The sequence below is a fragment of the Paractinoplanes aksuensis genome (assembly GCF_024137025.1).
Taxonomy (GTDB): domain Bacteria; phylum Actinomycetota; class Actinomycetes; order Mycobacteriales; family Micromonosporaceae; genus Actinoplanes; species Actinoplanes aksuensis.
Genome location: NZ_JAMYJR010000010.1, coordinates 262559 through 287878, shown reverse-complemented (window position 1 = coordinate 287878; position 25320 = coordinate 262559). Strand labels below are relative to the sequence as shown.

22 protein-coding genes are annotated in these 25320 nt (G+C 71.9%); 11 read left to right on the top strand and 11 right to left on the bottom strand.

From position 1 onward, the window contains the following. The first annotated feature begins 5 nt into the window (after nt 1–5). Both cydB and cydC read left to right on the top strand, forming a co-directional pair. Nucleotides 6–986: a cytochrome d ubiquinol oxidase subunit II gene (cydB, locus tag M1L60_RS11755; RefSeq protein WP_253237396.1), complete on the top strand. Its 981-nt coding sequence runs from the start codon at nt 6–8 to the stop codon at nt 984–986. 140 nt (nt 987–1126) lie between these two features. Next, nucleotides 1127–4675 (top strand): thiol reductant ABC exporter subunit CydC, encoded by a 3549-nt coding sequence (cydC, locus tag M1L60_RS11750; RefSeq protein WP_253237395.1) that lies wholly within the window; start codon nt 1127–1129, stop codon nt 4673–4675. Here the strand turns inward: cydC and M1L60_RS11745 are convergent. After that, the gene (locus tag M1L60_RS11745) at nt 4629–6656 is read right to left on the bottom strand and encodes a S9 family peptidase (RefSeq protein WP_253237394.1); all 2028 of its coding nucleotides are present in this window, start codon (nt 6654–6656) and stop codon (nt 4629–4631) included. The genes cydC and M1L60_RS11745 overlap by 47 nt on opposite strands. Nucleotides 6657–6842: 186 nt before the next feature. On the opposite strand from M1L60_RS11745, the gene M1L60_RS11740 reads away from it, so the two are divergent. Genes M1L60_RS11740 through M1L60_RS11730 form a run of 3 tightly spaced genes read left to right on the top strand, consistent with a single transcriptional unit; the run spans nt 6843 to nt 9829 of the window. Beyond that, entirely contained in the window at nt 6843–7169 is a 327-nt protein-coding gene (locus tag M1L60_RS11740; RefSeq protein WP_253237393.1) for a PadR family transcriptional regulator, read from the top strand. Beyond that, nucleotides 7169–8479, top strand: coding sequence for a hypothetical protein (locus M1L60_RS11735; RefSeq protein WP_253237392.1), 1311 nt, complete (start codon nt 7169–7171; stop codon nt 8477–8479). Before M1L60_RS11740 ends, M1L60_RS11735 begins: the two co-directional genes overlap by 1 nt. 54 nt (nt 8480–8533) lie before the next feature. Further along, complete coding sequence (locus tag M1L60_RS11730; protein ID WP_253237391.1) at nt 8534–9829, top strand: glycosyltransferase 87 family protein; 1296 nt, start codon at nt 8534–8536, stop codon at nt 9827–9829. Here the strand turns inward: M1L60_RS11730 and surE are convergent. The 8 genes from surE to M1L60_RS11690 form a co-directional block, all read right to left on the bottom strand. Continuing rightward, the gene (gene surE, locus M1L60_RS11725) at nt 9747–10556 is read right to left on the bottom strand and encodes a 5'/3'-nucleotidase SurE (protein WP_253237390.1); all 810 of its coding nucleotides are present in this window, start codon (nt 10554–10556) and stop codon (nt 9747–9749) included. The two genes, M1L60_RS11730 and surE, sit on opposite strands and share 83 nt — an antisense overlap. Beyond that, nucleotides 10553–11482 carry a 1-phosphofructokinase family hexose kinase gene (locus M1L60_RS11720; protein ID WP_253237389.1) on the bottom strand — a complete coding sequence of 310 codons (930 nt, stop codon included), beginning with the start codon at nt 11480–11482 and terminating at the stop codon, nt 10553–10555. The genes surE and M1L60_RS11720 overlap by 4 nt, the downstream gene beginning before the upstream one ends. Nucleotides 11483–11556: 74 nt before the next feature. Then, nucleotides 11557–11853: a hypothetical protein gene (locus M1L60_RS11715; protein WP_253237388.1), complete on the bottom strand. Its 297-nt coding sequence runs from the start codon at nt 11851–11853 to the stop codon at nt 11557–11559. Between the two features lie 42 nt (nt 11854–11895). Then, on the bottom strand, nt 11896–12867 hold the full coding sequence (locus tag M1L60_RS11710; protein ID WP_253237387.1) for a DNA topoisomerase IB: 972 nt from the start codon (nt 12865–12867) through the stop codon (nt 11896–11898). Nucleotides 12868–12941: 74 nt separating this feature from the next. Then, nucleotides 12942–13889, bottom strand: a complete 948-nt coding sequence (locus tag M1L60_RS11705; RefSeq protein ID WP_253237386.1) for a TIGR03557 family F420-dependent LLM class oxidoreductase — start codon at nt 13887–13889, stop codon at nt 12942–12944. An 86-nt stretch (nt 13890–13975) separates the two neighbouring features. After that, the gene (locus M1L60_RS11700) at nt 13976–14581 is read right to left on the bottom strand and encodes a DUF3618 domain-containing protein (protein WP_253237385.1); all 606 of its coding nucleotides are present in this window, start codon (nt 14579–14581) and stop codon (nt 13976–13978) included. Beyond that, nucleotides 14557–14979 (bottom strand): phage holin family protein, encoded by a 423-nt coding sequence (locus M1L60_RS11695; protein ID WP_253237384.1) that lies wholly within the window; start codon nt 14977–14979, stop codon nt 14557–14559. The genes M1L60_RS11700 and M1L60_RS11695 overlap by 25 nt, the downstream gene beginning before the upstream one ends. Beyond that, the gene (locus M1L60_RS11690) at nt 14976–15815 is read right to left on the bottom strand and encodes a hypothetical protein (protein WP_253237383.1); all 840 of its coding nucleotides are present in this window, start codon (nt 15813–15815) and stop codon (nt 14976–14978) included. Before M1L60_RS11690 ends, M1L60_RS11695 begins: the two co-directional genes overlap by 4 nt. A gap of 203 nt (nt 15816–16018) precedes the next feature. Here M1L60_RS11690 and folP point away from each other — a divergent pair, with 203 nt between their 5' ends. Then, nucleotides 16019–16885 carry a dihydropteroate synthase gene (gene folP / locus M1L60_RS11685; protein WP_253237382.1) on the top strand — a complete coding sequence of 289 codons (867 nt, stop codon included), beginning with the start codon at nt 16019–16021 and terminating at the stop codon, nt 16883–16885. Nucleotides 16886–17019: 134 nt separating this feature from the next. Here the strand turns inward: folP and M1L60_RS11680 are convergent, their stop codons facing one another. Then, the gene (locus tag M1L60_RS11680) at nt 17020–17580 is read right to left on the bottom strand and encodes a TetR/AcrR family transcriptional regulator (protein WP_253237381.1); all 561 of its coding nucleotides are present in this window, start codon (nt 17578–17580) and stop codon (nt 17020–17022) included. Nucleotides 17581–17653: 73 nt separating this feature from the next. Between M1L60_RS11680 and M1L60_RS11675 the strand changes: the two genes are divergently transcribed. The 5 genes from M1L60_RS11675 (at nt 17654) to M1L60_RS11655 (ending at nt 24521) form a co-directional block, all read left to right on the top strand. Then, nucleotides 17654–19072, top strand: coding sequence for a DHA2 family efflux MFS transporter permease subunit (locus M1L60_RS11675; RefSeq protein WP_253237380.1), 1419 nt, complete (start codon nt 17654–17656; stop codon nt 19070–19072). Nucleotides 19073–19379: 307 nt separating this feature from the next. Further along, nucleotides 19380–20333, top strand: coding sequence for an NAD-dependent epimerase/dehydratase family protein (locus M1L60_RS11670; protein WP_253237379.1), 954 nt, complete (start codon nt 19380–19382; stop codon nt 20331–20333). A gap of 97 nt (nt 20334–20430) precedes the next feature. Then, nucleotides 20431–20718: a hypothetical protein gene (locus tag M1L60_RS11665; RefSeq protein ID WP_253237378.1), complete on the top strand. Its 288-nt coding sequence runs from the start codon at nt 20431–20433 to the stop codon at nt 20716–20718. Beyond that, complete coding sequence (locus tag M1L60_RS11660; RefSeq protein ID WP_253237377.1) at nt 20715–22904, top strand: bifunctional polysaccharide deacetylase/glycosyltransferase family 2 protein; 2190 nt, start codon at nt 20715–20717, stop codon at nt 22902–22904. Before M1L60_RS11665 ends, M1L60_RS11660 begins: the two co-directional genes overlap by 4 nt. A gap of 222 nt (nt 22905–23126) precedes the next feature. Next, on the top strand, nt 23127–24521 hold the full coding sequence (locus M1L60_RS11655; RefSeq protein WP_253237376.1) for a serine/threonine-protein kinase: 1395 nt from the start codon (nt 23127–23129) through the stop codon (nt 24519–24521). Here M1L60_RS11655 and M1L60_RS11650 read toward each other — a convergent pair. Then, entirely contained in the window at nt 24499–25221 is a 723-nt protein-coding gene (locus tag M1L60_RS11650; protein ID WP_253237375.1) for a hypothetical protein, read from the bottom strand. The genes M1L60_RS11655 and M1L60_RS11650 overlap by 23 nt on opposite strands. Nucleotides 25222–25320 lie beyond the last annotated feature (99 nt).

The following is a 25320-nucleotide window of genomic DNA, read 5'->3' as shown; positions in this document are numbered from 1 at the left end:
CTGACGTGATCACCTTCTGGTTCTCGGTCGTCGTGCTGGCCTGGGTGCTGTTCTTCGTGCTCGAGGGCTTCGACTTCGGCGTCGGGCTGCTCGGCCCGGTGCTCGGCCGCGACGACCACGAGCGCGGCGCCGCCGTCCGCACCATCGGCCCGTTCTGGGACGGCAACGAGGTGTGGCTGGTGGCGGCCATCGGCGTGACGTTCGCGGCCTTCCCGGCCTGGTACTCGTCGCTGCTGGCCGGGCTTTACCTGCCGATGGTGGTGCTGCTGCTCCTGCTGGCGATCCGCGGCGTGGCGCTCGAGTTCCGCGGCAAGGGCGACGGCCTGCGCTACCGCCGCCGGGCCGACATCGCGTTGGCCGCCAGCTCGCTCGGCATCGTCCTCGTGTGGGGCGCGCTGCTGGCCGCGTTCGCCCACGGCCTGGCCATCAACGCGAACGGCGACGTGGTCGGGGGCGGTTTCGACCGTACGTTCGGACCGGTGCTGACGCCCGCGGCCGGCCTCGGCGCGCTGGCCGCCCTCTATGCCGCGCTGCTGCTCGGAGCGACGTTCCTTTCCTTGCGTACGAGTGGTCCGCTGCGCCGCCGGGCCGGGCGCACAGCCCAGTGGCTGGGCACGGGCGGCGCGGTCGTGCTCCTGCTGGTGGGCGCGGGCACCGGCACCACCGTCGTGCTGATCGCCGCTGTGCTCGCCTTCGCCGTCGGCCTGCTGGCTCGTACCGGCCGGGAGGCTCTGGCCTTCAGCGCGACCGCCGTGGCCGTGGCCGGCGCCGTGGTGACCGTCTTCACCATCCACGGCCCGGTCGTGCTGCGCAGCACGCTCGACCCCGCGTTCTCGCTGACCCGCGACACCGCGGCCGCCACCCCGCAGGCCCTCGAGCTGATCACGTGGGCCGGCCTCCTCATCCTGCCCGGCGTGATCGCGTACCAGGCCTACTCGTACTGGGTCTTCCGCCGCCGCGTAGCCAGCGAACGGGTCCCCTCATGACCCACTCTTCTCCGGCCGAGGCGCCATCCGTCCGACCCTCCTCAGCTGCCGCGGCTTCCGCGTTTCCCTCCTCTCCGGGTCCGGAAGCCGTGGCGTCCCAGCGATCCGCGCCGCCTCGCGGGCCGCTGGACCCCCGGCTGGTGCGGCACGCCCGCACCAGCCGGGGCGGTATCGCCGGCCTGGCCCTGCTCGGTCTGGGCCAGGCCGGCGCCACCCTGCTGGTCGCGGTGGCGTTGACACTGCTGGTGACCCAGGGCCCCGGCTGGGCGGTGGTCATGCTGTCCGGCGCGTACGGGGCCCGGGCCGTCCTCGCCTGGGCCGAGCAGGTCGTGGCCCGCCGCACCGCGGCCCGCGTCACCGACGAACTGCGCCGCTCGATGCTGACCGCCCTGCCCGCCCGCGGCCCGGCCTGGGTCGCGTCGTTCGGCGCGGGCCGCCTCACGGCCGTGCTGACCACCGGGCTGGACGCGCTCAAACCGTGGTTCAGCGGCTACCTGCCGGCGCTGGTGCTGGGCGTGGCCCTGCCGCCGCTGGTCATCGTGGCCATGGCCCTGGTCGACCTCACGTCGGCGGTGATCGCGCTGGTCACGCTGCCGCTGATTCCCGTGCTGGGTGCCCTGATCGGCTGGGCCACCCAGGCCCGGGCCCGGCAACGCTGGCAGGCCGACGCGCGGCTGGCCGGCCACTTCCTGGACGTGGTCCGCGGCCTGCCGACGCTCCGCGTGTTCGGCCGGGCCGACCGCCAGACCGAGGTCATCGAAAACCTGACCGACCAGCACCGCTCGGCCACCCTGCGGGTGTTGCGGGTGGCCTTCCTGTCGTCGACGGCGCTCGACCTGGTGGCCACGCTGTCGGTGGGCCTGATCGCCGTGGAGGCCGGGCTGCGCGTGGCGGCGGGCAATCTGGCCTTGGCCCCCGCGCTGCTGGTGATCCTGCTGGCGCCGGAGGCCTACCGGCCGCTGCGCGAGATGGCCGCCCGCTACCACGCCTCCACCGACGCCACCGCCGTCATCACCGACGTCGACGAAGTACTGACCGCGCCCACCCGGCAGGCAACCGGCACTCCGGCGCGCAGCTCCGTCCCGGAGCCGGCGCTGGGATCCGCCCCCGCTGGATCGGTCGTCGCGCGCAATCCTTACGACCGCGATCCCGCCGCGGCGGCTGAACCACTGGTCACGCACGGCCTTCGCGCCCGCTATCCCGGCGCGACCCGCGATGCTGCCGCGCTGGACGAGCTGGTCGTGCGGCCCGGCGAGATCATCGCGCTGGCCGGCCCGTCGGGCGCCGGCAAGACCACGATCCTCCGCGTGCTGGCCGGCCTGCACGAACCCAACGCCGGCTCCGCACAGGTGACCAACCCGCTCTACCTGCCACAACGGCCCGCGCTGCCGCACGCGCGAGCGGTGGCCGACCTCTTCCCGCCCGACACCACCGCCGCCGACGTGACCGCCGCCCTGGCCACCGTGGGCCTGGACTCTGCCCTTTCCCCCACCACACCGCTCGGCGAGCGCGGCGCCGGAGTCTCGGCGGGCCAACGCCACCGCCTGGCTTTGGCCGCCCTGCTTCACCAGGCCACCACGTCGCGGGCAGCCGTCCCCCTACGCCCCCTACCCAGCCCACCCACCCGGGGATGGGGACACCCTACTTTTTCGCGAGCGACCGAGTTTTCGTTGTCCACAGGGCCCACGGTTGTCCACAGACCGCAGAACGGGGTGGACAGGACGCCGACGACCCTGCTGCTCGACGAGCCCACCGCTCACCTCGACGCCACCACCGAGGCCCTGGTCATCGACGAACTGCGCGAGGCCGCCCGGGCCGGTTGCGCGGTTCTCGTGGTCGCCCACCGCCCCGCCCTGCTCGCCGCCGCCGACCGCGTCGTGTCAATCACTGCACCGCCCGCAACCGAGCCCGATGCCCAGCGCGACGTCTCAGCCACGCCGTCGCTCTCAAATGAGCCCGACGCCCATCGCAATGCCGTAGCCACCCCGTCGCACTCAACCAAGCCCGATGCCCACCGCGACACCGCGGCCGCCCGATCCGAACGCGGTGAGCCGGCCGGCGAAAAGTTCAGCGACGGCAGGCCGGGGGCGCGGCCCGCGCCGTGGTGGCGGCGGACCGGGGTGGCGGTCGCGCTCGGTGGGGGCTCGTCGCTGGCCGGCATCGTGCTGACCGGGGCGGCCGCCTGGCTGCTGGTGCGGGCTTCGTTCCTGCCGCCGGTGCTCACCCTGTCGACCGCCGTTGTGCTGGTGCGGGGCAGCGCCGTCGCCCGCCCGCTGCTGCGCTACGTCGAGCGCCTGGTCGCGCACGACGTCGCGTTCGCCCGGCTCGGCGCCTGGCGGGCCCGGGTGTTCGCCGAGCTGATCCCGCGCGTCCCCGGCCCCCGGCTACGCCGCCGGGGCGACCTGCTGAGCCGGGTCGCCGACGACGTCGATGCCCGGGTGGACGGCCTGCTGCGGGGCCGGATGCCCGTACTGGTAGCGGTCTTGACCCTGGCCGTGACCGGCGCCGCCGCCGTCCTGCTGAGCCCGGCCGCCGCGCTGCCCCTCGCGGCCGGTGTGCTGATCGCCGGCGTCCTGGCCCCCGCGCTCGCCGCCCGCCAGGCCGCGCGGGACGAGGCAGCCACCGGCGTGGCCCGATCCCAGCTGCGCGACGCGATGGTCGAGACCGTCGACGGCCTGGAGGACCTCGCCACCGCGTCCGGCCTCACCGACGTCCCCCACACGCGCAGCCGCGACCTGGCCCGGCTCGAAGCGCGGGCCGCCCACGCGGCCGGCTGGTCGACCGCGCTCGCGCACCTCGGCTGGGGCCTCGCCGTCGTCGGGGTCGCGTTCTCGCTGGGCGGGTTGACCCCGGAGTGGTCGGCCGTCGTGCTGCTGGCCACCGTCGCCCTGGGCGAGGTCGTGCTGACGCTGCCCGACGCCGCCGTGGCCCGGCAGCGCGCCGCCGGCGCCGCCACCCGCCTGGCCGCCCTGACCGCCGAGCCGCCGGCCGTGGAGTTCCGCGGGTCGCAGGGCGGCAAGCTGGGCGACGTGCGCCTCGACCACGTGACCGCCGGCTGGGACCCGGACCGCGAGCCCGTCCTGCGCGATCTCACCCTCGAACTCCCGGCCGGCAGCCGCACCGCCGTCGTCGGCCGGTCCGGCTCCGGCAAGTCGACGCTCGCCGCCGTGGTGGCCCGGCTGCTGGATGTCCGCAGCGGTGTCGTCTCGCACGCCGACCGGGCCGAGGAGTCCGTGCGGGGACGGGTCGTGCTGGTCGGCGACGACACCGGGCACGTCTTCGCGTCGACCGTCCGCGAGAACCTGCGCCTGGCCCGCCCCGGGGCGACCGACGCCGAGATCGGCACGGTGCTGGGCCGCGTACGTCTGACGGCCTGGCTCGACGCCTTGCCGCACGGTCTCGACACATGGCTGGGCAGCGGCGGTACCACGATGTCGGGCGGTCAGGCCCGCCGCTTCGCCGTCGCCCGGGCCCTGCTCGCCGAGCCCGAGCTGCTGGTCCTCGACGAGCCCACCGAAGGGCTCGACGAGGACGTCGCCACGGCCGTGATGGCCGACCTGCTCGAGGCCACCGACGGCCGTACTGTGCTGCTGTTGACCCATCGGCCCGAAGGGCTCGACCGGGTGGATCGGGTGCTCGAACTCAGCGCGGGGCGAGTGCTTCCTGCAGGAATCGCAGTTGCGGCGTGAGCAGGTCGACGTCGGGCGGCATGTGGCTGGTGCCGGCCAGCGTCAGCAAGGTGTGCGGCTTGCCCGCGGCGAGCAGGGCCGCCGACAGCCGCATCGTGTGCACCGGATACACGTTGTCGTCCGACAGGCCGTGGATCAGCATCAGCGGACGCTCCAGCTTCGGCGCGTCGGCGATCAAAGACTCTTTCTCGTACGGCGTGGGGTCCACCCGCGGATCGCCGAGGAACCTCTCCTGCCAGTGCGTGTCGTACAGCCGCTCGTCGGTCACCGGCGCCCCGGCCACGGCGGCGTGGAAGACGTCGGGCCGGCGCAGCACCGCGGCCGCCGCCAGGTAGCCGCCGTCCGACCAGCCGCGCACGCCGACCCGGCCCAGGTCGAGCTCGGGATACAGCGCGGCCACGGTCTCGAGCGCCTCGATCTGGTCGTCGAGCACCTTGCCGATGCGTTCGCCGCGGGCCTCCCTTTCCCAGCGCGGGCCGCGTCCGGGCGTGCCCCGGCCGTCGGCCACGATCACCGCGAACCCCTGGTCGGCGAACCACTGCGACACGTAGAACTGGCGGCGGTCGGCCATCACCCGCTGTGCGGCCGGTCCGCCGTACGGGTCGAGCAGCACCGGCAGCCGTTCGCCGCGCTGCCACACCGCGGGGAACAGCACGGCAGTGCGCAACTCTTGCCGTCCGGCCCGCAGCAACGACACCTTCGGGACGACCGGCGAATTCGTGGCCAGGCTTTTCACCGTACGACCGGAGCAGTTCGCCGTCGACCCGGTGAGCGTGGCCGAGGTGATGACGGTGGCGCCACCCGCCCGCGCCCCGAAGTGCACGCCCGGCTCGGTGGTGAGCCGGCGCAGGCCCTCGTCGGCCGACCACGACCACAGGTGCTGCTCGGTGGGCTCGGACGTGCCGGTGAACAACACGGTGTCGCCGTCGACGCCGCTCAGCGCGGCCACCTGCAAGCCGTCCGGCGTGACGACCTCGCCGCCCACGGTCAGGTGACGGGTCTCGCCGCGGTCCTCGGTCGAGACGAGAGCACCCCCGGCCGTACGCCGAGGGAAGCCGGGCACGATGGTCGTCCACAAGGGATCGTACGTCTCGGACAGCACTTCCCCGCTGTCGGCCGAGACCACCCGGAGGATCGTCTGCGGCCGGTTCTGCAGCACGACGAGCAGTCCGTGCTCGTCCCAGACGACATCGACCAGATACTCGTACTCGTCCCAGCCGAACTCGACGGCCCGTCGCTCACCGTCGAGCCCGATCACGAACAGCTCGACGATCGCATTGTCGGTGCCCGCCCGCGGATAACGCTGCGCGGTCGGCGGCGCGGTCGGATCGGCCGGGTCGCTCAGATACCAGACCTCGAGCGGCGTGTTGTCGACCCGGGCCACCGCGAGCTGCCGGGAGTCCGGCGACCACCAGAACCCGCGCGTCCGCTCCATCGACTCGGCCGCGACGTGCTCGGCCAGCCCGTACGTGATGTCGTCGCCCTCGGGCGAGGCCAGCGCCCGATCGTTCGTACCGTCGGCGTTGATCACGCGAAGCGCACCGTCGTGCACGTACGCCACGGCGGCGCCGTCCGGACTGACGGTCGCATCGGTCAGCGGCGTCCGGGCGGGCAGCTCACGCGCCTCACCCGTGCCCGCGTCGGCGACAAAAAGCTTTTCCCCCGCCGTGTACGCGATGACGCGCGCATCGCCGTCGGCCGAGTAGTCGGAGATTCCGGCCGACCGGTCGCGGGCCCTTTCCCGGCGCGCGCGCTCGGCCGCCGACATGGGCCCGCCGTCCCCCGGCCCACCCGGATCACCGATCAGCTTCTCGTCCCCGGTGGTCAGATCGAGCTGCCACAACAACCGGACCGGGCTCTCGCCCCCGAGGCTGCGCAGGAACAACAGACGCTTACCGTCCGGAGCAACAGTGAACCGATGCGGACGCCCCAGCCCGAACCCTTGCGTCCGAGCCAGCAACGACGGAAACGAGACAAGCATGGCTCAGTCTTACTCCGATCATCAGTCACACGGACACCGGTGTCGTGATCATGTCGCTACTGCCCACCGGTCACCTAATCAGAATTCCGTATTGCCGGGCTTGCCCGGACATCGAATCGGCGGACGGTCCCGTCACAAGCCGAACGGATGGGGCCGGCAGATGCGGACCCTATGTAGAGTGCGTACATGGGTGAGCCTCGGATCACGGCGTCGGTGCTGAAAGTGCTCGCGGGGATGCTCGCCGAGCCGGGGGCGCAGCGATACGGGCTCGAGCTGATGCAGGACACCGGGCTGCCCAGTGGCACGCTCTATCCGATCCTGGCCCGGCTCGAACGGGCCGGGTGGGTCGAGTCGCGCTGGGAACAGATCGACCCGGCCGCTGAGGGGCGCCCGAGCCGCCGCTACTACATGCTGACCGCTGATGGCGCTGGGGCCGCCCGGCGCGAGGTCGCCCTCATGCGCCGGCAGATGTCCCGGGCCACCGGCCCGCTCGGCCACGCCCAGGAGGCGTGATGGGAGCGGTCGATCGGGCGGCGCGGGCGGCCGTCCGGGCTGCGGCCCGGCGGTGGCCCGAGGATCTTGCGCCGGTCATGCGGGACGAGTGGCTGGCCGAGCTGGCCGCGATCAGCGGGGCTCGGCGCAAGCTGGCCTTCGCGGGGTCGCTGGCAGTGTCGCCGGCGGTCGACGAGCCGTCGTGGCGGGAGCGCGCAGTTGTCGTCGGACGGCTGAGCGCGTTGGCGGCGGGGGTCACGCTGCTGGCCGCGGTGGCGACCAACCTCGCCCGCGGGTCGGCCGCGCTGGCGCCGGTTCTGCTGCTGCTCGGGGTGGCCGGGCTGGCGCTGATCGGGCGACGAGTCCGTGGTTCGGCCCCGCGCTCCCCCAGCGCCTCGATCGCCGGGGTCGCGGTGGCGTTGTTCGCGTTCCTGTTCGCCGGTAATCCGGTGCCGATGATGCCGTTCATGGGGGCGGCTGACATCGCCCCGGCCGTGGCGACCTGGGGTATCGGGGTCGCGCTGGCGCTGCGCTGGGCCGCGGCGACGGGACGCCGCTGGATTGCCGTGGCCGGAGGCGTGGTTGCGCTCGACCTGGCGACGATCGCCGGGTCGGCCCATGCGGCGACCGTGCTCGGTGTGCCCGCCTGGACGGCGCCGGCGTGGTTCCCACTAGCGCTGCTGCCCGGTGACATCGTCGCGTTCGGCCCGCACTTCAGCGACGGAACGGCGGTCCTCGGCGGGCTCCAGGCGTCCGGGCCGGCCTTCCACGCGTCGGAGATCCTGCTCGCCAACGCCGCCGTGTCGGCCGGCCCGATGTTGCTGTGCACCGCCTTCCTCATCGCCGCAACACTGCCCCGACCGAACAACACCAAGCCACTTACCCTCGAACCGACCAGCAGCACACCGCTGAGTCACCAACCGACTGACGCTTCGGCGCTGATACACAGATTGAGCGGCAGCGTGCTTTGGGTCCACGAAGCGAGCGACGTTACGCCGCCGGCGCAAGAGCCGATCGGCAGCTCGCCGTTGGGCCGCGGGCCGAGCGGTGCAGTGGCCGTTGCGATGCGCCGCGCGGGTGCACGCTTGGAGAAACTCGGGCCTGGTGGGCGTCGGGCGGCGGCCGGGATGGTGGCGGCGCTCGGCGCATTGGCCGTGGCGCCGGTGCTGCCGGCCGCGGGCGGGGACGCGGACGCCGTACTGGGAAAGCTTCTCGATAATTCGACGGCGTTCGGCTTCGGGTTTGTCGAGCATCCGGTCGGGCTGGGTGCGGTGGCGCTGCTGGCGGCGGTCCTGGCCATGCGGGCCACGGACGCGCGCACGACCGCATAACGAACTCACTACCAATGCTTCCAACCAGCTCAGACCCTATGTAGTGTTTCGAGTATGGGTAAGCGATGGATCTGGGCTGTCACCGTCATTGCCGCGCTGGCCACGGCCGCCGCCGCCTTCGCGAAGCCGGGCGAGACCCGGCTCACCGACCTCTCGGTCTATCTGGGCGCAGTCGACGGCCTGACCGGCGGCGCGAGCCTCTACGACTTCACCCGCGGCGCCGCGCCGTTCACCTATCCCCCGTTCGCCGCACTGCTGTTCACCCCGCTGACCTGGCTCCCCATCGGCGTGGTCCAGGTCGCTTGGACGCTGGCCACCCTGGCCACGGTCGCCGGCCTCGCCGCGCTGTTCACCCGACACCAGGCCACGCCGACCAACCGCCACCGGGGCAAGACGGCCGCTGTCGGCGTGCCGGCCACCCGGCAAGGCGACACGACCACCGGCCGCACCGCGCGGGGCGCCGGGCAAGGAAGCACGACCACCGACCTCGCCGCGCGCAACACCCGGCAAGGAGACGTGTTGGGCCGCCTTGCCGAGCTCGTAACCCGGCATCGTGCCGTGCCGGCTCTCGTGGCGCTGGCCCTCGTGCTGTCGGCGCCTGTCTCGTCCGACATCAAGTACGGGCAGGTCAGTCTCTTTCTGGCTGCCCTGGTCGCGGCCGACTTTCTGGCTCTGCGCCGTACGCCGTGGCACGGCGCCCTCGTCGGCCTGGCTGCCGCGATCAAGTTGACGCCGCTGATCTTCATTCCGCTGCTCTGGTTCGCCGGTCGCCGGGTGGCCGCGGCCGTCGCCGGCGCCACCTTCGCGGGCTGCGCCGTGATCACGGCCGCCACCCTGCCCGGCGACTCCTGGACGTACTGGACGGACAAGATTTTCCAGGTCAACCGGCTCGGCTACATCGACGGCGTCGGCAACCAGTCGCTCAACGGCGCCCTGCTGCGCCTCGGCCTCGCCGACGACACCCGCGGGACGCTGGTGCTGGTCGTCGGCGGCGCGATCGCCGTCGCCGCCCTGGTCCGCGCTGTCCGTCCGGCCCGCCGGGGCGACTGGCTCTCCGCCGTCGTCGTCATCGGCGCGGCAAGCATCGTCCTGAGCCCCGTCTCGTGGACCCACCACCAGATCTGGCTGGTCCTCGCCGTCTTCCTGCCCGTGGCGCGGGTCACCATCTGGCGCGCCACCGTACTGATCGTGATGATCCTGCCCGTGCCGGTCCTGTTCAGCGAGTCCCGCCTGCTCCTGGCCATCACGATCGCGGCCCTGCTCCCGATCAGCCGCCGCCCGGCGATCGCGGTGACCGCTGGGCGGGGATCCGCACGCCCGCCACTTCGACCGGCGGGCGCAGGGCGGTGACCGTCGCGTACCCCTCGGCCAGCAGCGCCAGGTCGGTCCCCGGAATCAGCTTCTCGCCGCTGCGCTCGATGGTCGTCCGCACGTAGCCCTCCCCCGCCTCGGCCACCGCGATACCCGCCTGGCCGAAGGACGCCAGCGTCGCCTCGCGCAACTCCGACTGCGGCCGGTCGGGCACGTTGACGTTGAGCACCGTGCCGGCCGGCACCGACGCCACCGCATCCATCAGACCGGCGGCCGCCGCCGCGGCAGCCGGCCAATGCAGCACATCGTCCGACGGTACGACAATCGCGTTGCCCCCGGAGGCGGCCGACACCGCCGCGTCCGGGTTGAGCACGTCGAGCGACACCGCCATCGCCCGCATCCCGTAGTTGGCCGCGGTCAGCGCCGCCCCCACCGTGCCCGAGTGCAGCACGGCCCGCCCCGCGTTGGCGCCCCGGTTGATCCCCGACAGCACCACGTCCGGCGGCAGCCCGAACACCCCCAAGGACGCCAGCACCACGATGTACGCCGGGGAAGCCGCCACCCCGTAAGCCGCGACCCCGGGCATCTCGTACGACGATATGACGATCTGCCCGTCCGACACGACCGCGGTCAGGGCCGCGCTCATCCCGCTCGCCTCGTCCTGCGGCGCCGCCACGACCACGTCGTGCGTCCCGGCCACGGCCGCGGCCAGCGCGTGGATCCCCGGCGCCGACACCCCGTCGTCGTTGGTGATCAGCACCCTCATCGCGGCTCGATCCGCACGCGGCTCATCAGTTCGTGCACCGCCTCGGCCCGCCCCGTCCCCAGCCCGTGCCGGGTAACGTTGAGCGCCCCCGCAGCAGAACCGGTCCGCAGCGCTTCCTCCATCAAAGAGGGAAGAGGACCACCCCGGGCCAGCACCGACGTCACCCCCGCGGTCATCGAGTCCCCCGCGCCGCGGTGCTCGTTCACGGTCAGCGGCGGCGGGTGCACCTCACACTCGGTGTCCCCGTACAGCGCGAGCGCCGGATCCCCGGCCCGGCTGATCAGCACCGCCTCGACCCCTTGCCCGAGCAGTTTGCGCCCGGCCGCCAGCAACGAATCCACGCTGTCGTCGTCGGCCAGCCCGTCGTTCAGCAACTCCTCGTGGCTGACCTTGACGAACGACACCCCACCTTCGAGTACGGCGGTCAGATAGTCCCCGGACAGGTCGGCCACCACCCGCACCCCGTTGGCCGTCAGGTCCGCGGCCAGCCGCTGATACACGTCGGGCGCCACGGCCGTCGGCTTGTGCGGCCCGCTCAGCAGGGCCACCGACGAGCGCAGGCCCTCGGTCAGCGCGACGTTGTGCAGCTCGTCCAGCTCGTGCCGGATCAGCGGTGGTCCCGGATGTTCGGCCACCGACTCGCGGTGCCCGTCGCGGCGGTCGTGCACGTACCAGCCGCTGGCCGACTGCCGGGGCACGGCCCGGACCTCGAATTCCTCGTCGGCGAGAACCGCGTTCAGCAGCGAACCCGGTTCGCCGCCCAGCGCTGCGCACAGCGTCACCGGCACGCCGAGGCCGGAGATCATGCGAGCCTGCCAAACGCCCTGCCCGCCCGGATGGACGTGCAGGTCGGGCTCGTCGCCATGTTGCTCGATGGTCACGGTCAAGATCGGCGCAGGAGCGAACACCATCACCCGGTCGGTCATGCCGAACCCACTACCCGGCCGGGCACGCCGCCAATGACGACCGGCGCTGTGAATCGCCTGAAAACCCGGACGGGTCAGCTTACGCGGGTCAGCCGCAGGTAGCGCCGGCCCACCGCGTGCCGGGTGCCGCGCGGCTCGACACGCAGCCGCACCGTCGCCCCCGGTCCCAAGTGGACGGGCAGGTCGTCGCTGCCGGTCCAGTCGAGGCGGACGCGTACGGTGTGCGGCCCGGGCGGCAGCGCCAGCGACAACTCCCGGCCGCACCGGACGACACCCTTGACGGCCCCGTCGACGACCACCTGGTACGCCCGTGCCCGGTCGATCCAGTGGCCGGACGGCCGTTCGACGGTGAGCGTGGCGATGACGGTCATACCGACGATGCTGCCATCAACCGGCACCGCCCGCAGCGCTGATCAATCCTCGATCAGGGCCCGCACGGCCGGCTCTCCGCGGGACGAGACGACCTCGCCCTTCTGGTACGCCTCGACGACCCGCGGATCGACGTAGGAGGCGCGCGCCACCGCCGGCGTGTTGCCCAGCAGCTCCGCTACCTCCTTCATGGCGTACGAAATGGCTTTGTTCCGCTTCGACTGCGTGGGCTGTGGCCCTTGTGAGGCGAGCACCTCGGCCGCCTTGACCGTCCCGTGCCACGTACGGAAATCTTTGGCCGTCATCTGCTCGCCGCTGATCTCCCGCAGGTACTCGTTGATCTCGTCGGCGTGGATCTCGGGCCACCGCCGGGCCGACGGGTCGTAGTAAGCGAACAGCCGCTCCTCGCCCCGCCGCCGGCGCTTGAGGTCCTTGAGCACCTGGCACACCTCGCCGTCGCCGACCGTGCTCGAGTGCTCGATGCCCGACTTGCCGGTGAACTCGAGCAGCACGCACCCGCCCCTCGTCCGTACGTGTTCGGGTCGTAGGGTCGAGAGCCCGAACGACGGGTCGTCCTCGCGGACCGCCGACTGGTCACCACCGACCCGGAACATGCCCATGTCGAGCAGCCGCACGATCGCCGCCAGCACCCGCCCCCGGGTCAGCCCGCGTTCCGTGGTGAGGTCGTGGCAGAGCTTCTCGCGGATCTCGGGCAGGCGCTCGGCCACCTCGAGCGCGTGGTCGAACTTGGCCTCGTCGCGGGCCGTGCGCCACTCGTCGTGGTAGCGGTACTGCTTGCGCCCGGCAGCGTCGATCCCGGTGGCCTGGATGTGCCCGCGCGGGTCGGGCGAGATCCACACGTCCTGCCAGGCCGGCGGCAGCACGAGCTGCTTGACCCGCTCGACCTCGTCGGCGTCGGCGAGGGCCGAACCGTCGGTGTCGCGATAGGTGAAGCCCTTGCCCGCCCGCCGCCGGGTGTATCCGGGCCGGTCGAGGTCAGAACGCCGCAGCCGCATCGGTCACCTCGTGCTCCTCCACGATCCAGGTCGGGCCGTGAAGATGCCCGGCCGCGGCGCTCGCAAACACGCCGTCAGAGCCGGCCTTTGAGCTCTTTCTCGAAGAAGTCGAGGAACCCGTCGGGGTCGGGCCCGGCGTTCATCAACACGATGTGGTCGAATCCCGCGTCGCGGTATTCGCCGACCATTTCGACGTACGGTTCCGGGTCCGGCCCGACCGCGAACTGCCCGGCGATGTCCTCGGGCCGGACGGTCGCCGACGCCGCCTCGAAATTGACCGGGTTGGGCAGCTCGGCCATCACTTTCCAACCGGTCAGCGCCCACCGTGTCGTCTCGTGGGCGGCCTTGACCGCTTCCTCAGCGGTCGGCGCCCAGGCGACCGACGCCTCGGCGTACTTGGGGCCTGAGCCGCCGGCGGCGGTGAACGTCTCGACCAGGTCAGCCCGCGGTTCGGTGGCAAAAAGACCCGTGCCGTGGGTCGCGGCCAGTTCCGCCGCCTGCTTCCCACCGGCGGCGACGGCGATCACCGGCAGCTTCGACGGCAGGTCGAACACCTGCGCGTCCTCCAACTGCAAATGCTTTCCCTCGTACGACTGATAGCCGCCCTGCCACAGCAGGTTGATGATGTCGAGCGCCTCCACAAGCCGCTCGTGCCGCCCCCGTACGCTCGGGAAGCCCTGCCCGACGACGTGCTCGTTGAGCCGCTCGCCGGCGCCGATGCCGAGCGTGAACCGGTCGTCCGAGATGATGGCCAGCGTCGCCGCGGCCTGCGCGATGATCGCCGGGTGGTAGCGCACGGTCGGGCAGGTGACGCCGGTGGCCAGCCCGAGCCGGTCGGTCTTCATGGCGATCGCGCTCAGCACGTTCCACGCGAACGGCGAGTGCCCCTGCACGTCGAGCCAAGGGTGGTAGTGGTCGCTGATCTCGACGAAGTCGAATCCGGCCTGCTCGGCGCGGACCGCCTGGCGGATCAGCTCCTTGGGTCCGAAGGCCTCCGCGGCCAGCTTGTATCCGAGTTTCATACCCGTTGAGCTTCCCCGCCCGAACCCCCACAAACACCTCCGAGCCGGTCCCGTGGCGGGACCGGCTCGGATCTTCGGTGCGGTGGTCAGGAAGCGGCCGAACGGGCCTGCTCCTTCACGTCCTGCGCGTCGGAGCGCGCGGTCTCCTTGGTCGTCTGCACGGCCTCCTGGGCGGTCTGCTTGACCTGGCCCACGGCCTCCTGGGCGGTGCCCGCGAGGTCGTCCTTCATCTCGGCCGCGACGTCCTTGACCTTCTCGGTCAGCTCGCCGCTGTGGTCCTTGATCTGCTGACCGGCCCGCTTCTCGGCGTCGGTGACCGGGATCAGGGTCGAGGCCAGCAGGCCCACGCCGAAGGCGATGATGCCGGCCGCCAGGGGGTTGCCCTGGGTCTGGGCCGCCACGGCCTGCGGGGCGTTGCGCACGGCGTCGGCCGCCTGGTGTGCCTTCTCGCCGGCCACGTCGCTCACCTGCGACGCCTTGTCACTGATGGTGTCCGCGGCCGAGGACGCCTTGTCGCTCACCGTCGAGCTCGCGGAGGAGCTGGTGCCCATCACTTTCTCCTTCACCGACGTCCAGCGCCGCTGCGCGACCTTGGTCGGGCTTGTCTTGTTGGCCAGCAGGTCGACGTCGCGGGTGAGCGACGCCCGGGTGTTCTCGATCTGCTGCCTCAGCCGGTCGGGTTCTTCAGCCATTGGGCGTCCTCCTTGAGCGTGTCGACGGTGCGGCGCGGCACGGGGTCGACGGTCTTGAGCTTGTTCTTTCCGACTACGTAGAGAGCGCCACCGATCGCGGCCCAGAGGACGGCGACGATCAGCGCGGCCCAGCCCGCGGGCATGACGGCGTCGAGGGCGAACACCAGGGCGAAGCTGAGCAGCACGATGGCCAGGTAGGCGGCGAACGCGGCGCCGCCGAGCATGCCGCCGGCCTTGCCCGCCTTGGCCGCCTCCTGCTTGAGCTCGGCCTTGGCCAGCTCGACCTCCTGCCGGAACAGCTGCGACAGGTCGTTGCTGATGTTGCCGATCATCTCGCCGACCGAGGTCTCAGCGACCTCTTCGTCGTCGATCCGGTGCTGCGGGTGCGGTGCGGTCATCGCAGGCGCTCCGGGCTCTCGACCACGTACTCCTCACGCACGGACGGCGTGCCGGTGCCGGTCGAGGAGTACTCGGTGGTGCTGGCGTAGCCGGGGCCGGTGTTGTAGTCCGGCGTCACCGGGGGCGGCGTTACCGGCACGGTCGTCTCGGTCGCCGAGTACGGGGTGGGACGCGAGACGAACGAGTCCGTGCTCGGCTTGACCGTGTCGCCGGCGTCCGGGTCGGCCTTGGCCACGACCTTGCCCAGGCGGCCGACGACGAAGCCCGCGGCCAGCGCCGTGGCCAGGAAGGCGCCCGGGCGACGGCGGGCGAAGTCCTGCACCTCGCGCAGCACGCCGTCGGGCCCGTTGCGGTCGAGGTAGTCGGCGAACTGACGGCCACCCTCGGCCACCCGCGAGACGACAGCCGCGGCCGGGGTGTCGCCCCGGTCGCCGCGCATCTCGTCGAGCTGGTCGGCGGTGTCGCGGATCTGGCTCACCAGCTTGTCGTTCTGAGTGCGAGCCTGATCGTTGACCCGGCCCCGGACCTCGGAGGCGAGGTTGCTCGCCTGCGCCTTGGCCTCGTGGCCGACGCGGGCCGCCTGCTCCTTGGCCGTGTCCTTGACGTCGGCCGCGGCCTCCTTGGACGCCTGGCCGGTCTGAGCCGCGACCTCCTTGGCCTTCTCCTTGGCGCCGCTGCTGTTGTCGTCACTGCCGCCGTACGTGGTGTCCGTGACCGGAACCGTGGTGGCGTAGGCCTCGGTGGCGTAGGTGTCGGCCGGGTAGCCCGGCGTGGGCGGCACGTCGAGGGGATAGGTGTCGTCCGGCCGGCGAACGCCCGATGGCACGTCGCTCATGGGTATTCCTCCAAAGGGGATTCGTCAGTGTGTCTTCGGACAATGAGCTACCCGATGGACGCTGGAAACATTCATACTTTCCCCAGTGCAATTAAAGTGGAAAAGGACCCGCATAGTCCGTTCGGGACGGGGTAACCGAGTCGGCCCATTTTATTTCGCACCGCTCGAAATCCGGGCCCGCAACCCTGCTAACCTGCACAACCGTGACTGAACAGAACCGCGTGCGGGTCATCGGCGGCCGCTCGTTCGATTTCTCCCGGCGCGTCGCGGTGATGGCGATCGTCAACCGCACCCCCGATTCCTTTCACGACCGGGGCCGCACCTACGCGCTCGGGAAGGCGATCGAGGCGGTCACCGCGGCGGCCGATGCCGGCGCCGATTGGATCGACGTCGGCGGGGTGCCGTTCGCGCCCGGCCCCGAGGTGAGCGCGGCCGAGGAACTCGAACGGGTGCTGCCCGTCGTCGAGGCCGCCCGCGCCCGCACTGTCGTCTCGGTCGACACGTTCCGTCCCGAGGTCGCGGCCGAGGTGATCAAGGCCGGGGCCGGCGTCGTCAACGACACCTCCGGCCTGCGCGACCCGGCGATGGCCGACGTGGTCGCGGGCACCGACGCCCAGCTCGTCATCACGCACAGCCTGGCCGCGCCGCGCACCCTGTGGCCCCGCCCGCAGTACGGCGATGTGGTCAACGAGGTGGCGAAGTTCCTGCGCGAGCGGGTCGCGGTGGCGCTCGACCGCGGCGTCCGGCCCGACCAGATCATCATCGATCCGGGCCCCGACCTGAACAAGAACACCCGCCACACGTTGGAGCTGACCCGCCGCCTCGACGAGATCGCCGCGGTCGACTACCCGCTGCTGGCCGCCGTCAGCAACAAGGACTTCATCGGCGAGACCCTGGACGCCGAGCAGCCCGACCGCCTCGCCGGCACGCTGGCCGCCGTGGTCTTCTGCGTGCTGCGCGGCGCCCGCATCGTCCGCGTCCACGACGTCCGGGCCACAGTCGACGCCGTACGCATGACCGAAGCGATGCTGGGCTGGCGGGAGCCCCTGCTGGCCCGCCACAACGTCTAGCTCGGCTTTCGGCCGAGCCCTCACGCAGCTCCTCGCCGAGCCCTCGCTTCAGCTTCTCGCCGAGCCCCCGGTCAGCTCCTCGCCGAGCCTCCGCTTCAGCTTTTCGTTGAGCCCTCTGTCGCGCCGAGCCGGCGTCAGCTCATCTTCTTGTCGAGCCCCTCGAAGGTGCCGAGCAGGTCGGCCGACCACGGCTGCGGCGGCACCGCGTCGGGGCCGAGCACGCGCATCGCGCCCAGGCAGGTGAGCAGCATGCCGACCGCGAAGAAGTCGCGAGCCTCGGTCGCCGTGGCGCCGGTCAGTTCGCGTACGACCTCGTAGAGCCGCCCGAAGCAGGCGCGCACCGGATCGCCGATGGCCGGGTCGCCCGCCGCCGCGAAACCGTGCAGCAGCATGGTGACCAGTTCGGGCTGGGCGAGCAGTTCGCCGTACGCGTCACCCAGGCCACCCAGCGAGGGGTCGCGCTCGGCCGCCTCGCGCCACTTGGCCTCTATCCGGTCGCCGGCGTGCTGCACGGCGGCCAGGAAGAGCTCCTGCTTCGTCCGGAAGAGGCGGATGACGTACGGCTGGGAAACGCCCGCGAGCCGGGCCACCTGATCGGTCGTGGTGCCGGCGTAGCCGCTCTGGCTGAAGGCGGTGACGGCCGCAGCGATCAGTTGCGCCTGGCGTTCCTCGGCGGTGAGGCGGGTTCGGGTCACGGTTGACAGGTTATCAGTCGATAACTAACGTGACGAACGAAGTTATCAGCGGATAACAACTTGGGGAGACCTGATGACCGCCGTACAAGAGGCGCCCGCCGCGGCACCCCGGCACCGCACCCGCCCGCTGGGCTGGGTCCTGGCCGCCGTCGGCATCCCGACCTTCATGGTCACGCTCGACAACCTGGTGGTGAGCACGGCGCTGCCGGTGATCCGCACCGACCTGGGCGCCTCGCTCACCGACCTGCAGTGGTTCGTGAACGCCTACACGCTGCCGTTCGCCGCCTTCCTGCTCACCGCGGCCGCCCTGGGCGACCGCATCGGCCGCCGCCGCATGTTCGTGGCCGGCCTCATCGTCTTCACGCTGGCCTCGGCCGCCGCCGCCCTGGCCACCGAGTCATGGCAGCTCACCGCGGCCCGCGCTGTCCAGGGCCTGGGCGGCGCCGCAGTAGCTCCCCTGGCCCTCACCCTGCTCGCCGAGGCAGTCCCCGACCGCCTGCGAACGGCCGCGGTCGGCATCTGGGGCGGCATCAGCGGCTTGGGCGTAGCCGTAGGCCCTGTAGTCGGCGGCGCAGTCGTAGAAGGCCTCGACTGGCACTGGATCTTCTGGCTCAACGTCCCCATCGGCGTCATCGCGGTAGTCCTGGCCCTCACCGTCCTCGACGAGTCCCGAGGCGGCGCCCGCCGCCTCGACCCGCTCGGCCTGGTCCTCTCGGCCGCCGGCATGCTGCTGGTCATCTGGGGCGTGGTCGACGGCCCCGAATACGGCTGGACCTCGGCCCGCATCCTCACCATGCTGATCGGCGGCGGCGTACTGCTGGCCGCGTTCCTGGCCTGGCAGTCCCGCAACCCCGCCCCCATGCTGCCCCTGCGCCTGTTCCGCTCCCGCGCTTTCAGCCTGGTCAACACCGTCACCCTGACGTTCTCGGCCGGCGCGTTCGGCGCGGTCTTCCTGCTGGCCCAGTTCTTCCAGGTAGTGCAGGGCCTGAGCCCCCTGGACGCCGGCCTGCGCACCCTCCCGTGGACGGCCGCCCCCATGATCGTGGCTCCCCTGGCCGGCCTGTTCGGCGACCGCATCGGCCAGCGCACCCTGATCTTCACCGGCCAGCTCTTCCTGGCCGCCGGAATCCTGTGGATCGGCCTGGCCACCGCCCCCGACGTGACCTACGGAAGCCTGGTCGTGGCCTTCACCCTGGCCGGCATCGGCATGGGCCTGACCTTCGCCCCCATCAGCACAGTCGCCCTGGCCAGCGTCACCGACAAAGATCGCGGAGTAGCCTCCGGCGTCAACAACACCATCCGCGAAGCCGGCGTCGCCGCCGGCGTGGCCGCCCTGGCCTCGATCTTCAGCTCCTACGGCGGCTACACCACCCACCAGTCCTTCGTGGACGGCCTGCGCCCTGCAGTAATCGTCGGCGCCCTCATCGTCGCCGCCGGCGCCGTAGCCGCCCTCTGGCTCCCCCGCCGGCCCACCCAACTCCCCCCGTCCTGACCACCGCGAGATCCGCTCCAGCCCGAAACCCCCGATTGGTTGCGGTGGGACGGTTCGGGTGGGGGATGGCCCACTACGGGCGGTCAAGCTTGATCCCTGCGTGGCCCATCCCCGCCCCCAAACCGTTTCAGCGCAACCAGCCAGACCCGTTGTCCGCCGCGCGGAGACAGACGGGGCCTGCGGTGCGCAGAGCCAACGGCACCTCGGCCATATCCACCGTCTGCACCGACACACCCTTCGCGCCGGTCTGAGCATGGGTTTGGCAGACCACTGCCTAGTGACCGCTGACCGGGCCACGATGGTGGTCATGACTGCTGTTCTTGTCACCGGCGGGTCCGGGTTCATTGCTGGGCACTGTATTGATCTGCTCGTTGAGCAGGGCCACGACGTGCGCACCACCGTGCGGTCCCTCGATCGGGCTCCTGATCTGAAAGGGGTTAGCTTCCATCAGGCCGACCTGCTCAATGATGACGGCTGGGCCGAGGCCGTGCGAGGCGTCGACTACGTATTGCACGTGGCGTCGCCCGTTGCGCCGGGGCACGTCGACAACGAGGACGACCTGATCGTGCCAGCCCGGGAGGGGACACTGCGTGTACTGCGAGCCGCCCGCGACGCACACGTGAAGCGGGTCGTGCTCACCTCCGCCTTCCATGCCGTCGGCTGGGGGCACCCGCATGACGATCACGTCTTCACCGAGGCCGACTGGACCGTGCTCGACGGGCCGGGCACCGACGCGTACGGCCGCAGCAAGACCCTCGCCGAGCGGGCGGCCTGGGACTTCGCCGAGAAAGAATCTCTGCCGCTGACCACGATCCTGCCCGTGGCCGTGATGGGGCCGGCCCGGGGTGGCGCGGCGTCCGGGGCCAACCACATCGTGCAGTTGATGCTCACCGGTGCCATGCCGGCCTTCCCCAACCTGTGGATTCCGATCGTCGACGTGCGCGATGTTGCCCGCGCCCACGTGCTGGCCATGACCGCCGACGGTGCTGCCGGTGAACGGTTCCTGGTCGCCGACGGTCCGGCTCTGCCGATGGCACGGATCGGCGCCATCCTGCGCGAACACCTGGGTGACCTCGCCGGCAAGGTGCCCACTCGCGAGTTGGCCGAAGCGCCGCCGGCCCTGCGGGCCGATTGGGGGTACGCCCGGCAGGTGTCCAGTGAGAAGGCCCGGCGTGTGCTGGGCTGGGAGCCGCGTCCGGGCGCGGAAGCCGTCGTTGCCGCCGGGCGGAGCCTGATCGAGCAGGGCCTGGTCGCCGGCTGAGCCGCCACCCGGCAGGGGAAGTTGTCCGCTGAGCCGACCGCCGCCCGGGCGGCGGCAGGAAATGCGCGTCCCCGATGCATCTTCTACCGTCGATGGTGTGGCGGAGGAACCGGACGTGGGCCGGGCCCGGGTCGGCCGGTCGGTCGGCAAGGCGCCGCTGCCCGAGCACGCCAAGACCCAGATGTTCGCGGTCGGGGCGGCGGGGCCGGCGCCGGTCTTCGTCGATCCCACGGGTGGGCGGCGGCGGTGGGTGCGCCGCACGGCGTACGCCGTCGGGGTGCTTCTGGTTCTGGCCCTGCTCACGATCTGGGTGACTCAGCTGCTCGAGCCGGCCCGGCCGCCGGCCCCCGCGCCGTGTCCGAGTGGCGCGAGCTGCCCGCGGTGACGGTCTACCGGGCCTCACAGCCGCCGGAGGACCCGGCCGAAGCGACCTCGTTGCTGCCTCCGCTGCAGCGTAAGCGCCGGATCCGCCGGCGCCGGGTGTTCGCGGGTGCGCTCGGGCTCACCCTGTTGCTGCTGCTGGCAACGGTTGTCGTGGTCGAGGTCTACACCGACGCCGGGTTCAGCCCGGACGGCACCACTCCGGCCGCGGCCGGCGACAAGAACGTGCCCGCGAAGGTGCGCGAGGGCGGGCCGGTGATCGATCTGACCGGCGGGGGCGAGGTCCGGACCTACGGGATGCCGGCCAAGACGATCGCGTTGACGTTCGATGACGGCCCCGATCCGCACTGGACGCCCAAGATCCTGGACGTGCTGGCCCGGCACCACGCCCCGGCCACGTTCTTCGTCGTCGGGTCGCAGGTGGCCCGGCACCCGGAGCTGGCCGGGCGGATCGCCCGCGAGGGCCATGAGCTGGGCGGGCACACGTTCACCCACCCCGACCTGGCCGGGCTGCCCGAGTGGCGGCGCGAGCTGGAGAACTCGCAGACGCAGTTGGCCATCGCCCAGGCCACCGGCCGCGCGACCCGGCTGATGCGCCCACCGTACTCGTCGTTCGCCGACGCGCTGACCGACAAGGACTGGCAGACCGTGCGGGCGGTCGGCGGCCAGGGCTATCTGACCGTGCTCGACACGTTGGACAGCGAGGACTGGAAGCGGCCGGGCACCGACGCCATCGTGCGCAACGTGACCCCGAGGGGCGACGACGGGCACATCGTGCTGCTGCACGACGCGGGCGGCGACCGTTCGCAGACCGTGGCCGCCCTCGACCGCCTGATCCCCCGGCTGCAGCAGCGCGGCTACCGGTTCAGCACGGTCAGCGCGGCCATCGGCGGTCAGGTCAACCCGCCGGCCACCGGCGACGCGGTCTGGCGCGGGCGGACTCTGGTCTGGACCGTGCGGGTGGCCGACGCCGTGCTGGCCGCGCTGTGGGTGCTGCTGATCGCCGCGGGCGGGCTGATCGTGATCCGCACGCTGATCCTGTTCGCGTTCGCGTGGCGGCACTCACGGCACCGGCGCGGGCCGGACTGGTCGTGGGGCCGGCCGGTCGACTCGCCGGTGACGATTGTCGTACCGGCCTACAACGAGGAGAAGACGATCGTGGCCGCCGTGCGCTCGCTGGCCGGGTCGGACCACCCGGGGGTCGAGGTGCTCGTGGTGGACGACGGCTCGACCGACGGCACGGCCGACGCCGTACGCAAGCTGGGGTTGGGCAATGTGCGGGTCGTGCAGATCCCGAACGGGGGCAAGGCCGGCGCGCTCAACGCCGGGGTGGCCCTGTCCCGCACCGACCTGGTCGTCATGGTCGACGCCGACACCGTGGTCGAGCCGGACGCGATCCACCGGCTCGTGCAACCGTTCGCCGAGGCGCGGGTGGGCGCGGTGGCGGGTAACGTCAAGGTCGGCAACCGGCGCGGGCTGATCGGCCGCTGGCAGCACATCGAGTATGTGATCGGGTTCAACCTGGACCGGCGGCTGTACGACACGTTCGGCTGCATCCCCACCATCCCGGGCGCGCTCGGGGCGTTCCGCCGGACCGCGCTGACCGGGGCCGAGGGCCTCAGCACGGACACGCTGGCCGAGGACACCGACCTCACGATCACGATCCACCGGGCCGGGTGGCGGGTGGTCTACGAAGAAACCGCCCGGGCGTACACCGAGGCTCCGGCCACGATCAGGCAGTTGTGGCGGCAGCGCTACCGGTGGAGCTACGGCACGATGCAGTCGATGTGGAAGCACCGCGGCGCCGTGCTCGACCGGGGCGCCTCGGGCCGGTTCGGCCGCCGCGGGCTGCTGTTCATCGCGCTCTTCAGCGTGCTGCTGCCGCTGCTGGCCCCGCTGGTCGACCTGATGGCGGTGTACGGATTGTTCTTCCTCGACCGCGAGATCACCGTGATCGGCTGGCTGACGATGCTGGTCGTGCAGACGCTGACCGCGGTGCTGGCCTTCCGCCTCGACCGGGAGCCGTTGCGCCCGCTCTGGAGCCTGCCCCTGCAGCAGATCGTCTACCGCCAGGTGATGTACGTCGTGCTGCTGCACTCGGCGCTGGCCGCGCTCACCGGCCGCCGTCTCGAGTGGCAGCCGATCCACCGCACGGGCGATCTCGGCTCCGCCCCCGTTCCCGGACGTTGACCGTGATCGTTGGACCGCCGCGTATGTTTTGATCGGCTAGGGTCCGCTTGAGGAGTGGGGTCGAGTTGCGGTGCGGTCCAGGTGTCGTCCGGGTGTGCGGTGGAATCGTCCGAATACTGGTGTTGTATTCGGGCGGTTCCAGCGTGCGGCCAGGCGGCGGCTGGGCCACGCCGCAGCCCGGCTCCGCTTCTGAAGCAGACCCTCAGGGGCAGAGGAGGTGGCATGCCATCCCCAGGTGAGATGATCGGTGATCGGTACCGGCTGGACGACCGGATCGCGGCCGGCGGCATGGGCGAGGTCTGGCGGGCCACCGACACGGTGCTCGGCCGGGACGTCGCGGTCAAGACGCTGCACGCCGACCGGGCCGGTGATCCGGGCTTCCAGGAGAGATTCCGGCACGAGGCGCGCTCGATGGCGGCGCTGCACCACCCGGGCGTGGCCGACGTGTACGACTTCGGCGAGACCGCGGACGGCACCGACGCGTACATCGTGATGGCCCGGATCGACGGCCAGCCGCTGACCGAGCGGATCGCCGAGCGCGGCCGGCTGACCGCGGCCGAGACGATGTCGGTGGTCGCGCAGGCCGCCCGCGCGCTGGAGGCCGCGCACGAGGCCGGCATCGTGCACCGCGACGTGAAGCCGAGCAACCTGATCATCAAGGACGACGGCACGGTCGTCCTGGTCGACTTCGGAGTGGCCCGCTCGGCCGGCTCGTCCACCTTGACCGGCGCCCGCGAGGTCGTCGGCACGGCGATGTACATCGCGCCCGAGCAGGTCTCGAAGGCGACGACCGGTCCGCCCGCCGACATCTACGCGCTCGGCGTGGTGGCCTACCACTGTCTGGCCGGGCACCCGCCGTTCACCGGCGACAACCCGATCGCCATCGCGATGCAGCACCTCACCGAGACCCCGCCCGACCTGCCCGAGGATGTTCCCCCGGCCGTACGGGCGGTGGTGGTGCGGGCGATGGCCAAGGACCCGGCCGACCGCTTCCCGACCGCGGCGGCGATGGCCGAGGCGGCCGACCGTGCCGTCTCGGGCGGCGACACGACCGCGATCCTGGCCGCGCCCCGCTACGCGGCGGTGCCCACGCCGACGACACTGGCCGAGCCGGTCGGGCCGGTGGGCCCGCCGGGGCCTCGTCGCAAGCTGGCCGTACTGGTCTCGGCCGGGGCGATCGTGCTGGTCGGGGCGATCGCCGCCGTCGCCTGGGCGATAGCGGCCGATCAGGACGACAAGACGCCCGGCCCGCTCACGCCCTCGAGTTCGGTTCGGGGCTCGGCCGGCACCGGAAACGCACCGGACGGCGCCGAAGAGACAAAGCCGCAGAACCGCCCGGACACCGCGACGCCGACCCGCACCGCCACTACCCGGCCCACACCAACGCCGACCACACCCTCGGCGACGCCCTCGGAGACGGGCAGCGCGCCCGCTCCGGGCGGGTCGGCGCCCGAGGACCCGGGCACCGAGCCCGAGGACCCGGGCGGCTCGGCCGACCCGGGCGACGGGAACGAAGGCCCGGGTGGCGGCGACGACGAGGGCGGCGGGAACGAAGGCCCCGGTGGCGGCGGCGAGAACGAAGAGGCCGGGACGGTCAGGACGAGCGGCTCGCCGTGACCTGTTCGGTCAGGTCGGCGATCTGTTGCGAGAGCTGGTCGACGGCGTGCCGCAGCTTGGGCATGTAGTCGTTGGCGATCGCGCCGGCCCGGATGTTGGCCGTCACCAGCGCGCCGTCGGCACGCTGAGGCGCGCTGCCGGTCGCGTTGCCCACGTTGAACGCCCAGATGTCGTCGACCTGGGCCTTGACCTGCTTGGCGATCTCCGCGGAAATCCACTTCTTGTCATCTGCGGTGAGTGCCACGGGAACGTCCTCCAGATGCCAGGAAGCCGTCGAGGCTTCGTGGGAAGTTGTGTACGACGAAGAGAAGTGCGCGTGGTGGTCGTGCGCGTTCGAGCCGGTGTAGTTCTGCTGGCGCCAGCCGTTGCTGGCCGACCAGATGCGCCGGTTGTAGATGATGTAGCGCAACCGCTTCTCCGCGCCCGAGCGGCACCGGGTCAACAAGAACTGCACCACGTTCTCCATCGACAGCCCCGGGACCCGCAGATCGACGTCGACGTCGATGGCGTGCACCTCGTTGACCTTGTCGGCGTCGCGGATCGGGACGTTGCCGGTCTCGTCGGGGTTGTGATCCGACTGGCTGTCCTGATGGGCCGCGTCGCCGACCGAGCCGTCACTCGACTTGTCCCGGGCGGGCGCGATCGCGTTGAACTCGGAGCGCAGCTTCACCAGGCAGGGGACCAAGATCCAGCTGGCCATTCGTCAGCTCCTCACGCTGAGTAGACAACGGCGGGCAAGATTACCAGTACCCGTACGCCGCGGTCATCACTCCGATCAGGGACACATTGACCTTTGTGG

What these genes read in the sequence shown, in the direction of transcription:
- M1L60_RS11745 (WP_253237394.1), bottom strand. Translation starts at nt 6,656, where the DNA reads ATGCTTGTCTCGTTTCCGTCGTTGCTGGCTCGGACGCAAGGGTTCGGG.
- M1L60_RS11740 (WP_253237393.1), top strand. Translation starts at nt 6,843, where the DNA reads ATGGGTGAGCCTCGGATCACGGCGTCGGTGCTGAAAGTGCTCGCGGGG.
- M1L60_RS11735 (WP_253237392.1), top strand. Translation starts at nt 7,169, where the DNA reads ATGGGAGCGGTCGATCGGGCGGCGCGGGCGGCCGTCCGGGCTGCGGCC.
- M1L60_RS11730 (WP_253237391.1), top strand. Translation starts at nt 8,534, where the DNA reads ATGGGTAAGCGATGGATCTGGGCTGTCACCGTCATTGCCGCGCTGGCC.
- surE (WP_253237390.1), bottom strand. Translation starts at nt 10,556, where the DNA reads ATGAGGGTGCTGATCACCAACGACGACGGGGTGTCGGCGCCGGGGATC.
- M1L60_RS11720 (WP_253237389.1), bottom strand. Translation starts at nt 11,482, where the DNA reads ATGACCGACCGGGTGATGGTGTTCGCTCCTGCGCCGATCTTGACCGTG.
- M1L60_RS11715 (WP_253237388.1), bottom strand. Translation starts at nt 11,853, where the DNA reads ATGACCGTCATCGCCACGCTCACCGTCGAACGGCCGTCCGGCCACTGG.
- M1L60_RS11710 (WP_253237387.1), bottom strand. Translation starts at nt 12,867, where the DNA reads ATGCGGCTGCGGCGTTCTGACCTCGACCGGCCCGGATACACCCGGCGG.
- M1L60_RS11705 (WP_253237386.1), bottom strand. Translation starts at nt 13,889, where the DNA reads ATGAAACTCGGATACAAGCTGGCCGCGGAGGCCTTCGGACCCAAGGAG.
- M1L60_RS11700 (WP_253237385.1), bottom strand. Translation starts at nt 14,581, where the DNA reads ATGGCTGAAGAACCCGACCGGCTGAGGCAGCAGATCGAGAACACCCGG.
- M1L60_RS11695 (WP_253237384.1), bottom strand. Translation starts at nt 14,979, where the DNA reads ATGACCGCACCGCACCCGCAGCACCGGATCGACGACGAAGAGGTCGCT.
- M1L60_RS11690 (WP_253237383.1), bottom strand. Translation starts at nt 15,815, where the DNA reads ATGAGCGACGTGCCATCGGGCGTTCGCCGGCCGGACGACACCTATCCC.
- M1L60_RS11675 (WP_253237380.1), top strand. Translation starts at nt 17,654, where the DNA reads ATGACCGCCGTACAAGAGGCGCCCGCCGCGGCACCCCGGCACCGCACC.
- M1L60_RS11670 (WP_253237379.1), top strand. Translation starts at nt 19,380, where the DNA reads ATGACTGCTGTTCTTGTCACCGGCGGGTCCGGGTTCATTGCTGGGCAC.
- M1L60_RS11655 (WP_253237376.1), top strand. Translation starts at nt 23,127, where the DNA reads ATGCCATCCCCAGGTGAGATGATCGGTGATCGGTACCGGCTGGACGAC.
- M1L60_RS11650 (WP_253237375.1), bottom strand. Translation starts at nt 25,221, where the DNA reads ATGGCCAGCTGGATCTTGGTCCCCTGCCTGGTGAAGCTGCGCTCCGAG.